We start from the raw sequence: 12,962 nt of genomic DNA, 5'->3' as shown, positions 1-12,962 counted from the left end.
GATAAGTTATCGGGTGCCGGCCGCGCAGCCGGTCACTGAACCGGGGGAGCAAGTCATGGGGGACAACAACAAGGTGGATTACTACGGGACGGGGGCCGGAGTATATCCAGCCTCGCCGACGCCCGGTGCCGGCACCGAAAACCAGCAGCACTGGCCAAAGCAGCAGTGGCCGCCGACGCCCGGACAGAGCGCCAAGCAGGGGCAGGCGCCGCCCCAAGCGGACCCCAAGCAGCGTAGAACCCTGATGATCGCCGGCGGAGTTACCGCGGCAGTGCTGGTGGCCCTCATCGTCGGAGGGTACTTCGGCTTCAAGCACCTGAACGAGAACGTGTACGGCCCGCAGGTGCTGGCAGAAGAGTATCTGCAGGCAATCGTCGACGGGGACGTGGAACGGGCCGTCGGCATGGGTCCCGAACACAATTGGCAGAACTTCTCCTTGATGACCGATGAGGTCTACGCCAAGGCGGAAAACACGATCACCGGCTTCGAAGTGACGGATGTGGTGGTCACCGACGGCAAGGCTGACATCAGCGTCGACATCGAGCAGGGCGACGACACCCAAGCGGTAACCCTGGACCTGCGCAGCGATGGCACTGAGGCGTTGTTCTTTCGCAAATGGAAGCTGAACATCGGCCTGGAGAGCGCCGCGGTGCACTACATACTGCGGGGGGATGCAACTGCCGTGGCCGTCAACGGTGTGGACATTCCCGGCCAGGACATGGAGCTGCTCCGAAGCAGCACGATGTTTAGTTTCCTGCCCGGCGATTACACCCTGGATGCCTCTACCGGTAGTCCCTACGCCGATTATCCTGACGAGTCGGTGAGCGTGCGGCTGAACCGGGACGGCACTGCTGCTGCGCAGGAACCCACCGTTGACCTGAAACCGGTTCTGACGGACGCCGGCCGCGAGGAAATTCAGGCCGGGATAACGGCCCACCTCGAAGAATGCATGAAGTCCACGGAACTGATGCCGAAGGGCTGCCCGAACCAGTGGGAGGCCGAGGATCCGGATAGTTACCGGAACATCTCCTGGAGCATGCAGACTGCCCCCACCCTCGACCCCATCGAAAGCGATCCCACGGGACCGTTTTCGGTGAGGGCCGTGAACGGGGAATTCATCTTGGACTCCGAAGTGAACCGGGGCGACTCGTGGCAACCGCAGCGGGAGAGCTACCAGCTTTACTGGATGTACGCCGGTGTGGAGATCAACGGCGAGGAACTGTCCCTCACCTTCGCTGACTGACAGCACTCCCGCTCCGGACGGGACGTAGCCCTACTCGACCGTCAGCTCACCCATCCGCGACCATTCTTCGCCCTCAATAACGGTGTTGATGATCTTCGGGGTTTCCACCAGCGCCGGGACCATGTCCTTCATGGCCTGCTGGAAGTGGTCGCTCTGGACGTGGGCGGCCGCGGCGTCGTCCTTGAACGCCTCGACGAGGACAAACTCGTTGGGGTTTTCCAGGCTGCGGGACCAGTCAAACCAGAGATTGCCGGGCTCTGCGCGGGTGGCTTCGGTGAACCCTGCGGTCAGTTCCGGCCAACGCTCGGTCCACTCGGGCTTGACGAGGAACTTGACGGTAATGAAGATCATTTCGGTCCTGCTTTCTTGAGGTTTTCCTTGAAATTCCAAGGGTTTTCATCGTATGCCCGGACGGCGGCACCGGGCCACCGGAGGGCGGGACGGACGAAATGGGAAGATGGGTACGTGGCGCACCTCGACGTATCCAACATTGACTATTTCCTCTCCGACGGACGGCAGCTGCTCAACGGCGTCAGTTTCAAGGTCGGCGACGGGCATAAGACTGCCCTGATCGGCCCCAACGGCACCGGGAAAACCACCTTGCTGCGGATTATCGCCGGGGACCTGTTGCCGGACGAAGGCACGGTTTCACGGTCCGGGAACATGGGCATCATGCGCCAGTTCGTCGGGCAGGTCCGGGATGACAGCACGGTCCGCGACCTGCTCGTCTCGGCCGCGCCGCCGGCACTCGCTGCCGCTGCCCGCGAAGTGGACGCCGCCGAGCTGGCCATGATGGAGCACGACGACGAGCCCACCCAGATGCGCTACGCCACCGCCATCACCGAATGGGGCGACGTCGGCGGGTACGAGCAGGAGACCGTCTGGGACGAGGTGACCATGGCCGCGCTCGGCCTGCCCTTCGACCGGGCGCAGTACCGCAAGGCCGCAACCCTTTCCGGCGGCGAGCAGAAGCGGCTGGTCCTGGAAGCGCTTTTCGCCGGCCCCGACGAGCTCCTGCTCCTGGACGAACCGGACAACTACCTCGACGTGCCCGGCAAGCGCTGGCTCGAAGGAAAACTTGCCGCCTCCAAGAAATCGGTGCTGTTCGTCAGCCACGACCGGGAGCTGCTGGACAATGCCGCCACCCGCATCGTGACCCTGGAGCCGGGCATCAACGGCGCCTCCGCGTGGATCCACGGCGGCGCGTTCGGCAGCTACGTCAAAGCCAGGGAAGACCGCAACGCCCGGTTCGAGGAACTGCGCCGGCGCTGGGACGAGGAGCATCTCAAGCTCAAGGAACTCGTCAACATGTACAAAAACAAGGCCGCGTTCCGCTCCGACATGGCCAACCGCTACCACGCCGCCCAAACCCGGCTGGCTAAGTTCCTCGAAGCCGGCCCGCCGGAAGCCCTGCCCGTTGAACAGAACGTCAAGATGCGGCTGCGCGGGGGCCGCACGGCCAAGCGCGCCGTCGTCGCCGAGAAGCTGGAACTGACCGGACTGATGAAACCGTTCAGTACGGAAATCTGGTTCGGCGACCGGGTGGGGGTGCTCGGCTCCAACGGCTCCGGAAAATCCCACTTCCTGCGCCTGCTGGCACTGGGCGGCAGCGATCCGGATCGGGAACACGAGCCGGTGTCGGAGGTGGAGATCGCCCCGGTACCGCATGCCGGGTCGGTGAAGCTGGGTGCCCGCATCCGTCCCGGATTCTTCGCCCAGACCATGATGCGCCCGGACCTCGCCGAACGGACCCTGCTGGACATCCTGCACCGCGGCGATGAACACCGGTCCGGGCTGGGCCGCGAGGCAGCCGCGGGAGCCCTGGACCGCTACGGTCTGGCCTCCTCTTCGGAGCAGAAGTTCGAGTCCCTTTCCGGCGGCCAGCAGGCACGCATGCAGATCCTGCTCCTGGAGCTGTCCGGCGCCACCCTGCTCCTGCTGGACGAGCCCACCGACAACCTGGACCTGCACTCGGCCGAGGCGCTGGAAAAGGCTATTGACGCGTTTGAGGGGACCGTACTGGCGGTCACCCACGACCGCTGGTTTGCCCGCAGCTTCGACAGGTTCCTGGTGTTCGGCTCCGACGGCAGGGTCTACGAGTCCGAGACTCCGGTCTGGGACGAGAAACGCGTGGAGCGCGTGCGGTAGGGGACAATACTGGCGTGAACGAAAACAGTGCGCAGCCCCTCAACGATGCCGCCCCCCGGCACGAAACAGCCCTGAATAAAGCACTCATTGCCGTCTTCGTAATCTTCGGCCTCAACGGCCTGGTGTTTGCCAGCTGGGCGGCCCGCATTCCGGCCGCCGCCGAGGATCTGGGCATCGGTGCCGCCGGCGTCGGCCTGCTCCTGCTCTTTTCGGCCATCGGATCCGTGGCTGCGCTGCCGCTGGCCGGTTCGGTGGCGCAGCGCATCGGTACCGCAGGCACCGTGCGGGCCGGCGGCATTACGACGTCGGCGGCCTCCCTGGCTATTGCCGCCGGACTCAGTCTGGGGTCGATTCCGTTGACCGGTGCCGGCCTCCTGGTCTTCGGCGTTGGCATTGCCGGCTGGGATGTCGCCATGAACCTGGAGGGTGCCGACGTCGAACGCCGGGTGGGCCGGACAGTGATGCCCAAGTTCCACGGCGCGTTCAGCGCGGGGGCGTTCGTGGGCGCCATGATCGGTGCGGTGCTCTCCTGGGCGGGAATCTCGCTGTCCCTGCATCTGCTGGGAATCCTGACGGTGGTCTGCATCGCGGTGCTGATCGTGCCGCGGAACTTCCTCCAGCTGCCGCACCATGCTTCCGCCGGCGGGGCCGACGCGACGGCTAACCCCTCCCGGTTCGGCGCCTGGCGGGAGGGGCGGACGCTGCTGATCGGCGTCGTCGTTATGGGCGCAGCGCTCACCGAAGGTGCGGCAAATGACTGGGTGGCGAAGGCGACCGTGGACGGACTGGGCACCAGCGAGTCCGCCGGTGCCGTGATGTTCGGTATTTTCGTGGCCGCCATGACCCTCACCCGCTGGTTCGGCGCCCGGCTGATCGACCGGATGGGCCGCGTACCGGCGCTGCGGGTGTGCATGAGCGCCTCGCTCGCCGGCCTGCTGCTCTTCGTTTTCGCCCCGAACCTCGGGCTCGCCGCCCTCGGCGCCGTGCTGTGGGGCATCGGTGCGGCCCTGGGCTTCCCGATGGGCATGTCCGCCGCGGGGGAGGACCCCGTACATGCCGCCGGCCGGGTATCCGTGGTGTCCACCATCGGCTACATGGCCTTCTTTGTCGGCCCGCCGGTGCTGGGTTTCCTGGGCGAGCACTGGGGGGTGCGCAACGCCCTGCTGGTGGTGGGCGCGGCCATGCTGGTATCCATTGCTTTTGCTCCTGCCGCCGCCGAGCAGAAGGCCGAACCCGAATCCGCCTAAAGCTGCGGACCGTTTCTGTCCGCAAAGGACGGGCGCGGCGGGCCTCCCCGGTCCTACCCTCGACGCATGTCCTTTTCACCACAGTCCGCGCCGTTGATTTCCGCCGAGGGGCTGACCAAGGTCTACTCCTCGAAATCCGGTCCCGTGCAAGCGCTGGACGGACTGGATATCACTGTCCCCGAAGGAACGGTGACGGCTTTGCTGGGCCCCAACGGGGCCGGGAAAACGACGGCCGTCAAGGTCCTGACCACCCTGATCCGGCCCAATTCGGGCACGGCCGTCATTGACGGCATCGACGTCCTCTCCGACCCCAAGGAAGTACGCCGCATCATTGGAGTGTCCGGCCAGTACTCCGCCGTGGACGAAAACCTCACCGGGATCGAAAACCTGGACATGGTGGGGCATTTGTACCACCTGCCCGCCCGGCGCGCGAAGGAACGGGCAATCGAACTCATCGACATGTTCGAGCTGTCCGACGCCGGCAACCGTCCAGTTAAGGGCTATTCCGGCGGCATGCGCCGCCGCCTTGACCTCGCCGGCGCCCTGGTGAACCAACCCCGGGTCCTGTTCCTAGACGAACCGACAACGGGGCTGGATCCGCGGTCCAGGATCGCACTGTGGGGCGTCATCACCGACCTCGTGGCCCGGGGGACCACCCTGCTGCTGACCACACAGTACCTGGAGGAAGCGGACCAGCTGGCAGACAAGGTGGCCGTGATCGACGAGGGGAAGGTTATTGCCGAGGGCACCTCCGATGACCTGAAGGCACAGATCGGCGGGCACCGCGTGGCGGTGGCGCTGCATCGCCAGGAGGATGCTGACGAAGCGCTGTCCATCCTGGGCCGGCACGGCTCCGGGGATCCGCACGTTTCCGGCGACGGCCGCACGCTGGAGGTCGCCGTCGTCGACGGTCCCGCCGCGCTCCAGCGCATCCTGTCCGAGCTGGAGGCCGGCAGCATCGAACTGCATGACGCCGGCATCCGCCGCCCAACCCTGGACGACGTTTTCCTGCAGCTCACCGGCAAGCCGGCCGAAGCGGACAGCGAAACGGAGAAAGAGGAGGCACGCCCATGAGTGCGGCAGTATCGGCCACCGGCATCCGGGCCGGCACCCCAAGCCTTCCGGCACGTTGGATCGGGGACGGTTGGACGGTCACCAAGCGGAACCTGATCAAGATCAAGCGCTCACCGGACATGATCATCTTCGCCGTCCTGCAGCCGATCATGTTCGTGCTGCTGTTCAGCCAGGTCTACGGCGGGTCCATTGCTGTTGCGGGAACGGACTACACCCAGTTCCTGATGGCAGGCATCTTTGCCCAAACCGTGGTGTTCGGGTCCACGTTCTCCGGCTCCGCCATGGCACAGGACCTGAAGGAGGGGATCATTGACCGGTTCCGGACCCTGCCGATGAGCCCGTCCGCGGTGCTGATCGGCAGGACCAACGCCGACCTGGCGCTGAACGCGATCTCCATGGTCATCATGATGGGTACCGGCCTGCTGGTGGGCTGGCGGGTGAACACCACACCCGGGCGGTTCCTGGCCGCCATCGCGCTGCTTTTGCTGTTCTCCTACGCCTTCAGCTGGGTCATGGCCCTGCTGGGTATGTCGGTGCGTTCACCGGAGACAATCAACAACGCGTCCTTTATGATCCTGTTTCCCATCACCTTTATCTCCAACGCGTTTGTGCAGAGTTCCAACCTTCCCGGCCCGCTGCAGACTTTTGCGGACTGGAACCCGGTCTCGGCACTTGTGCAGGCCGTGCGGGAGCTGTTCGGCAACCTCGGCACCGCCCCCGTGCCGGACACCTGGCCGATGCAGAACGCCGTTGCCACGGTGCTGATCGGCGCGGTTGTAATGCTCGTGATTTTCGTGCCGCTGGCAGTGCGGAAGTTCGAGTCGATCAGCTCCCGGTAGCGGGCCGGAGCCTTTTGGAAACGAGGATCAACCATGATTGAGGCCCGCAGTCTCGCTAAGGTCTTCGGCGGCAAGACTGCCGTCGACGGCATCACCTTCGATGTCCAGCCCGGCAAGGTCACCGGCTTCCTCGGCCCGAACGGGGCAGGTAAGTCGACCACCATGCGCATGATCATGGGGCTGGACTATCCCACCGCCGGCAGCGTGGCGGTCAACGGCCGGCCTTACGCCGAGCACAAGGCGCCTCTGCGGGAGGTCGGTGCGCTCTTGGAGGCGAAGGCTGTCCACCCTAAGCGGACGGCCTACAACCATCTGCGGGCGCTCGCCGCCAGCCACGGCATCCCCAAGGAACGCATCACCGAGGTCATCGAACTGACGGGCCTCGGTGCGGCGGCCAACAAGCGCGTGGGCGGTTTCTCCATGGGGATGGGCCAGCGGCTGGGAATCGCGGCGGCGTTGTTGGGAGATCCCCGCACGCTCATCTTCGACGAGCCGGTCAACGGCCTGGACCCGGAGGGCGTGCAGTGGGTCCGCCATCTTGCGAGGGGCCTGGCCGCGGAGGGCCGCACGGTGTTCATTTCCTCGCACCTGATGAGCGAGATGGCAGTCACCGCTGACCACTTGATCGTGATCGGCCGCGGCAGGATCCTGGCGGATGCGCCCATGGACCAGGTCCTCGCCGGTACCGGCCGTGAACGCACCTTGGTGCGCGCGGACGACGTCGATGCCCTGGCAGCGGCAATAGGTTCGGACGGCGTGGAAGTACGCCGCCCGGCACCGGGTCAGCTCGAAATCCTCGGGCTGTCCGCCCGCGGCATTGCCGAAGCCGCGCTGTCGCGGCGGATCCTGGTCACTGAGCTGACCCCGCGGCAGGCATCCCTGGAGGACGCCTATATGGAGTTGACCCGCGGAGAGGTCGAGTACCAGTCCCGGGATATCCATGAGGACGGTCGGGGAAATCCCTAGTCATCCCTAAGGGGGACCCCTGATTCATCCCTTGGACCGGTCCCGTTGCGGCGCCGGCCCCCTATGGTGGAGGTAGACCCCCCAGCTTTTGCTTCCCAACGTGAGGATCACCCATGATCGAGGCATCCGGCCTCTCGAAGCACTACGGCGGCAAAACCGCTGTCGACAATGTTTCCTTTACTGTCCAGCCCGGCAAGGTCACCGGTTTCCTGGGTCCCAACGGGGCCGGTAAATCGACCACCATGCGCATGATTGTGGGTCTGGACCGTCCAACTTCGGGCCGGGTGCTGGTCAACGGCAAACCCTATGCCCGGCACAAGGCACCGCTGCGCGAGGTCGGTGCCCTGCTCGACGCGAAAGCCGTCCACACCAAGCGCAGCGCGTACAACCACCTGCGGGCCATGGCGGCCACCCACGGCATTTCCGCCAAGCGGGTGAACGAAGTCATTGAGCTCACCGGCCTGGGCCCGGTAGCCAAGAAACGGGTAGGCGGCTTCTCCCTGGGCATGGGGCAGCGGCTTGGAATTGCATCGGCGCTGCTGGGAGACCCGCACACGGTCATCCTGGACGAGCCGGTCAACGGACTCGATCCGGAAGGTGTCCTCTGGGTCCGCCACCTGGCCCGGGGGCTGGCCGCGGAAGGCCGCACCGTGTTCCTCTCGTCCCACCTGATGAGTGAAATGGCGCAGACCGCGGACCACCTGATTGTGATCGGCCGCGGCCGGATCATTGCCGATGCGCCCATCGCCGAGATCATTGCCGGCCAGAACAAGGTCCGCGTCCTGGTCCGTACGGACAGCCCGGGCGAACTGCTCCAAGCGCTGGCCGGGCCGGGAGTCAGCGGCGTGGAGAAGGAATCCGGGCTGCTGGAGGTCACGGGTGCGGGACCACGCACGATCGCCGAGGCCGCCCTGGACCGCCGGATCCTGGTGTACGAACTGACGCCCCTGCAGGTTTCCCTCGAGGACGCCTACATGGAGCTGACCCGAGACGACGTCGAATACCGGTCCCAGGACCTCCCGCAGGAGCTAACCGCCGCGGGAACTGCCTCCGGGAAGGGGAACTAGAACCATGAGTACCGCTACAACATCCAAGAATCCCGCGTCATCGCCGGCGGCCTCCTCCGGCTCCGGGCTGAGCTTCCTCCGGGTCCTGAAATCCGAGTGGATCAAGATCACTACGGTCCCTTCCACCGTAATCCTCCTGGCCATCACCGTGGTGGTGATGGTCGGACTCGCAGCTCTCGCTGCCTGGGGCACAGCCCAGATTGTCAATGAATTCGGCGGCGGCGCCGGCAGCCCGGAAGCAGCGCAGGCCGGGCCGCCTGCGGCCGACAGCCTGGTTCCGGAGATCCCCGCCAGCGGACTCTTCTTCGGCCAGTTGCTCATCGCTTCCCTCGCGGTGGTGCTTATCGCCTCGGAATGGGGCACCGGAATGATCCGCTCCACCTTCAGTGCTGTTCCGAAGCGCATTCCGGCGCTGCTGGCAAAGAACCTGCTTATCGCCCTGATTTCCTTCGTGGTTGGCGCCGGTGCCGCCTTCATTTCCTTCCTGGTGGCCCAGCCGATCCTGGGCAGCGCGGACCTCACCCTGTCCCTGGATGATGACGGAGTGCTTGCCAGCATCCTCAACACCGGAACGTGCCTGGCGCTGATCGCCGTGTTTGCCATGGCAATCGGAACCTTGCTGCGGAACACAGCCGGAGGTGTGGTGACTGCCATCGGCATCATCTTTGTCCTGCCCCTCGTTGTGGCCATCGTGGAGAACCTGGCGGACTGGATTCCGGACGCCGCACGGTTCCTGCCGAGCAACGCGGGAACCCAGCTGGTGACGGCCGGCCCGATTGCGGACGGAGCCCTCACCCAGCTGCAGGGCGGCCTGGTCCTCGCAGCCTGGGCAGCTGTACTGCTGATCGCTTCCCTGGTCGTAACCAAGAAACGGGACGTCTAGGGCACTGAACTTCGGCAAGGGCGGCGGCGGAAGAACGGCCGCCGCCACCCTTGCCGGAATCAAGTCTCACGAACAATTCCTCCACAACCCCCGGCAATGCTCGTGCCGGGGGTTCTTTACGCCCGCGAAGGCCGATGGTTACGCCGGGGCGGCGGGCTCTGGTTGAATCGGAGCATGTCTGACGCATTGGCCCACATAAATGACCTCGGCGCGTTTGTCAGCGCCTCGCCCTCCAGCTTCCACGCTGCGCGTGAAGGAGCGCGCCGTCTGGCGGAGGCAGGGTTCACGGAAGTATTCGAGACCGAAGATTTCCCGCGCTCGGCCGGAAAGTTCTTTGTGGTGCGGGACGGCGCGTTCATCGCCTGGGTCACGCCGGAGGACGCCGGCCCCGCCACCGGGTTCTCGATCCTTGGTACCCACACCGATTCCCCGTCCTTCAAGCTCAAGCCGCGGCCCACCACCGGACGGCTCGGCTGGCTGCAGGCCGGCGTCGAAGTCTACGGCGGCCCGCTGCTGAACTCCTGGCTGGACCGGGAGCTGCAGCTCGCCGGACGGATGGTCACCCTGGCCGGCGAAGAGCGGCTGGTGGAGACCGGCCCGCTGATGCGCTTTCCGCAACTGGCCATCCACCTGGACCGGGCCGTGAACGAGGGCTTGAAGCTGGACAAGCAACAGCACATGAACCCGGTCTGGGGACTGGGGGACCCGTCTACGTCCGACCTCGTGGCGCTGCTGGCGGCCAAGGCCGGCCTGGCACCTGAGGAGATAGGCGGCTACGACATCGTTGCCGCAGACACCCAGGCACCGCAGGTTTTCGGAGCCGAGGGGGAGTTCTTCGCCTCGGGGCGGCTGGACAACCTTTCCTCAGTCCACGCCGGCGTCGTCGCACTTATCGCGGCCGACGTCGCGCCCACGGCGCCGGTTGCCGTGCTCGCGGCGTTCGACCACGAAGAGGTGGGCAGCGGCAGCCGGTCAGGCGCTGCCGGCCCGTTCCTCGAAGATGTACTGCTGCGGATCGGTGACGGGCTCGGCGCGACGACGGCGGACCGTGCCCGGGCGATGGCCGCGTCCTTCTGTATTTCCGCTGATGTCGGACATGCCGTTCATCCCAACTACGCGGAGCGGCACGATCCCGTCAACCACCCGGTGCTCAACGGCGGGCCGCTGTTGAAGATCAACGCCAACCAGCGTTACACCACGGACGCCCCGGGCATGGCCCGCTGGGCGAGCCTCTGCGCGGCCGCCGAGGTGCCGTACCAGGAATTCGTTTCCCACAACTCCGTTCCCTGCGGCTCTACCATTGGACCCCTGACCGCAACCCGGCTCGGAATCCGGACCGTGGATGTCGGGATCCCCGTCCTCTCCATGCATTCGGCCCGGGAAATGGCAGGCGTAGAGGACCCCCGGCGCCTGGCCGCAGTGGCGCAGCTGTTCTTCGCGGCAGGGGCTGCCTGATCCCGGGTGGACGGGCCGCCGGAAGGACCGCCGGATCCCGGCGTGTCAATCCCGTCCCGGGAAATCGGATAGGATAGGAAAGTCTGTGCTGTCGGCTTCGGTCGGCAGATTCCCCCCGCTGCGGATCAGCTGCAAGCCGTGGGGGAGACAACGCAAAAGAACCTCCTGTTACGGAAATGCCGTGACCGTATAGCCCAAAGGAGGTGGGTTCACAAATGCGTGCTTATGAACTGATGGTAATCATCGACCCCGAGGTCGAAGAGCGTACCGTCGAGCCTTCGCTCGATAAGTTCCTCAATGTTGTCCGCAACGATGGTGGAACCATCGACAAGGTAGACATCTGGGGCCGTCGTCGACTGGCCTACGAAATCCAGAAAAAGACTGAAGGCATCTACGCGGTGGTTAACTTCACCGGTACGCCTGCAGCAGCAGCCGAGCTTGATCGCCAGCTGAGCCTTAACGAAACCATCATGCGCACCAAGATCATCCGCCCGGAAGAGCAGAAGATCTCGAAGAAGGATGCCAAGAAGGCCGCTAAGGACGCTGCAAAGGTTTCCGCAGAATAATTTCGGCAACCCGTACTGATATCAGGAGGCTTTCATGGCAGGCGAGACAACAATCACCGTCGTCGGTAACCTAACCAACGACCCGGAACTGCGGTTCACTCCGTCCGGTTCGGCAGTGGCGAACTTCACCATTGCTTCGACCCCGCGGACCTTCGACCGTCAGTCCAACGAGTGGAAGGACGGCGAAACGCTGTTCCTCCGCGCGTCTGTCTGGCGTGAAGCTGCTGAAAACGTCGCCGAGTCCCTCACCAAGGGAACCCGCGTAGTTTGCCAGGGCCGCCTGAAGTCGCGTTCGTACGAAACCAAAGAAGGCGAAAAGCGCACCGTGATGGAGCTTGAGGTCGACGAAATCGGCCCCTCGCTGCGTTATGCCTCTGCCAAGGTCACCCGCACCCAGCGCTCCGGCGGTGGTGGCGGTTTCGGCGGCAACAACGGCGGCGGTGGCGGCGGCTTCGGCGGCAACTCCAACTCCGGTTGGGGCGGCGGCCAGCAGCAGCAGGCGCAGTCCGCACCGGCTGACGATCCCTGGGGCGCCCCTGCGGGCGGCAACTCCGGTGGATGGGGCAGCGGCCCGGATTCGAACGATCCGCCCTTCTAAACCTCTTCATTCGAAGAGCGGCTACCCCCATTCGGGAGAAGCGGCCCTTCACCCGGCGCCTTCGGGCGCCATCCTCAGACGGCAACCGCCGTCGAGCCCATCCCGTGGAAAATGTATCCACGGGCTCCACTAGACATAAGGAGCTCCACGATGGCTAAGGCTGAACTTCGCAAGCCCAAACCAAAGTCCAATCCCTTGAAGGCCGCTGACATCACTGTCATCGACTACAAGGACGTAGCATTGCTGCGCAAGTTCATTTCCGACCGCGGAAAGATCCGCGCTCGTCGCGTAACTGGCGTCTCCGTGCAGGAACAGCGCAAGATCGCCCAGGCAATCAAGAATGCCCGCGAAGTTGCTCTCCTGCCTTACTCCGGCGCTGGCCGCGGCTAAAGGAAAGGAACCTAACTCATGGCAAAGCTCATTCTGACCCACGAAGTAACCGGTCTCGGCGCTGCCGGCGACGTCATCGAGGTTAAGGACGGTTACGCACGTAACTACCTCCTGCCCCGCGGCTTCGCTCTGACCTGGACCAAGGGTGGCGAGAAGCAGGTTGAGTCCATCAAGGCTGCCCGCGCTGCCCGCGAGCACGCTTCCCTGGAAGATGCTCAGAAGCAGGCTGCTGCTCTCTCCGCCAAGCCGGTCAAGCTGACCGTCAAGGCCGGCGAGTCCGGACGCCTCTTCGGTACCGTCAAGCCCGCCGACGTTGCCGCTGCTGTCGAAGCCGCCGGTCTCGGCGCCATCGACAAGCGCAAGGTTGAACTCCCGACGCACATCAAGTCGGTTGGTTCCTTCCAGGCCAACGTCCGCCTGCACAACGATGTTGCAGCCGTCATCGACCTCGAGGTCGTTGCAGGCTAACGTCTGACGCAGACACGC

At 65.0% G+C, this 12,962-nt stretch carries 14 protein-coding genes; 13 read left to right on the top strand and 1 reads right to left on the bottom strand.

What is annotated here, in order from left to right; all coding sequences use genetic code 11:
• The first annotated feature begins 55 nt into the window (after positions 1-55).
• Entirely contained in the window at positions 56-1,243 is a 1,188-nt protein-coding gene (locus N2K98_RS17050) for a zinc ribbon domain-containing protein (RefSeq protein WP_255864496.1), read from the top strand.
• Positions 1,244-1,273: 30 nt separating this feature from the next.
• Here N2K98_RS17050 and N2K98_RS17045 read toward each other — a convergent pair whose 3' ends face one another.
• Complete coding sequence (locus tag N2K98_RS17045) at positions 1,274-1,594, bottom strand: putative quinol monooxygenase (protein WP_227920318.1); 321 nt, start codon at positions 1,592-1,594, stop codon at positions 1,274-1,276.
• A gap of 114 nt (positions 1,595-1,708) precedes the next feature.
• Between N2K98_RS17045 and N2K98_RS17040 the strand changes: the two genes are divergently transcribed.
• From N2K98_RS17040 to rplI, 12 genes are all read left to right on the top strand, one after another.
• A complete protein-coding gene (locus N2K98_RS17040; RefSeq protein WP_255864498.1) occupies positions 1,709-3,391 on the top strand; it encodes an ABC-F family ATP-binding cassette domain-containing protein in 1,683 nt (560 codons plus the stop codon).
• 14 nt (positions 3,392-3,405) lie between these two features.
• On the top strand, positions 3,406-4,638 hold the full coding sequence (locus tag N2K98_RS17035) for an MFS transporter (protein ID WP_407079997.1): 1,233 nt from the start codon (positions 3,406-3,408) through the stop codon (positions 4,636-4,638).
• 66 nt (positions 4,639-4,704) lie between these two features.
• Positions 4,705-5,712 carry an ATP-binding cassette domain-containing protein gene (locus N2K98_RS17030; protein ID WP_255864499.1) on the top strand — a complete coding sequence of 336 codons (1,008 nt, stop codon included), beginning with the start codon at positions 4,705-4,707 and terminating at the stop codon, positions 5,710-5,712.
• Positions 5,709-6,551, top strand: a complete 843-nt coding sequence (locus N2K98_RS17025; protein ID WP_255864500.1) for an ABC transporter permease — start codon at positions 5,709-5,711, stop codon at positions 6,549-6,551. Before N2K98_RS17030 ends, N2K98_RS17025 begins: the two co-directional genes overlap by 4 nt.
• A 33-nt stretch (positions 6,552-6,584) precedes the next feature.
• Complete coding sequence (locus N2K98_RS17020; RefSeq protein ID WP_255864501.1) at positions 6,585-7,517, top strand: ABC transporter ATP-binding protein; 933 nt, start codon at positions 6,585-6,587, stop codon at positions 7,515-7,517.
• A 113-nt stretch (positions 7,518-7,630) separates the two neighbouring features.
• Positions 7,631-8,584, top strand: a complete 954-nt coding sequence (locus tag N2K98_RS17015) for an ABC transporter ATP-binding protein (protein WP_255796348.1) — start codon at positions 7,631-7,633, stop codon at positions 8,582-8,584.
• Positions 8,585-8,588: 4 nt separating this feature from the next.
• Positions 8,589-9,467 (top strand): ABC transporter permease, encoded by an 879-nt coding sequence (locus tag N2K98_RS17010; protein ID WP_255864502.1) that lies wholly within the window; start codon positions 8,589-8,591, stop codon positions 9,465-9,467.
• Positions 9,468-9,641: 174 nt separating this feature from the next.
• Positions 9,642-10,922, top strand: coding sequence for a M18 family aminopeptidase (locus N2K98_RS17005; RefSeq protein ID WP_255864503.1), 1,281 nt, complete (start codon positions 9,642-9,644; stop codon positions 10,920-10,922).
• A gap of 215 nt (positions 10,923-11,137) precedes the next feature.
• Entirely contained in the window at positions 11,138-11,488 is a 351-nt protein-coding gene (gene rpsF, locus N2K98_RS17000) for a 30S ribosomal protein S6 (RefSeq protein WP_227920298.1), read from the top strand.
• Positions 11,489-11,522: 34 nt separating this feature from the next.
• A complete protein-coding gene (locus N2K98_RS16995) occupies positions 11,523-12,086 on the top strand; it encodes a single-stranded DNA-binding protein (RefSeq protein WP_255796351.1) in 564 nt (187 codons plus the stop codon).
• Between the two features lie 150 nt (positions 12,087-12,236).
• Positions 12,237-12,476: a 30S ribosomal protein S18 gene (gene rpsR / locus N2K98_RS16990; protein ID WP_007269381.1), complete on the top strand. Its 240-nt coding sequence runs from the start codon at positions 12,237-12,239 to the stop codon at positions 12,474-12,476.
• An 18-nt stretch (positions 12,477-12,494) separates the two neighbouring features.
• Positions 12,495-12,944: a 50S ribosomal protein L9 gene (gene rplI / locus N2K98_RS16985; protein ID WP_255791275.1), complete on the top strand. Its 450-nt coding sequence runs from the start codon at positions 12,495-12,497 to the stop codon at positions 12,942-12,944.
• Positions 12,945-12,962: the final 18 nt, after the last annotated feature.

The sequence above is a fragment of the Arthrobacter jinronghuae genome, from assembly GCF_025244825.1.
GTDB classification, from domain to species: domain Bacteria; phylum Actinomycetota; class Actinomycetes; order Actinomycetales; family Micrococcaceae; genus Arthrobacter_B; species Arthrobacter_B jinronghuae.
The sequence above is the reverse complement of the archived record's forward strand: the minus strand, read 5'-3'. Positions and strand labels throughout refer to the sequence as shown.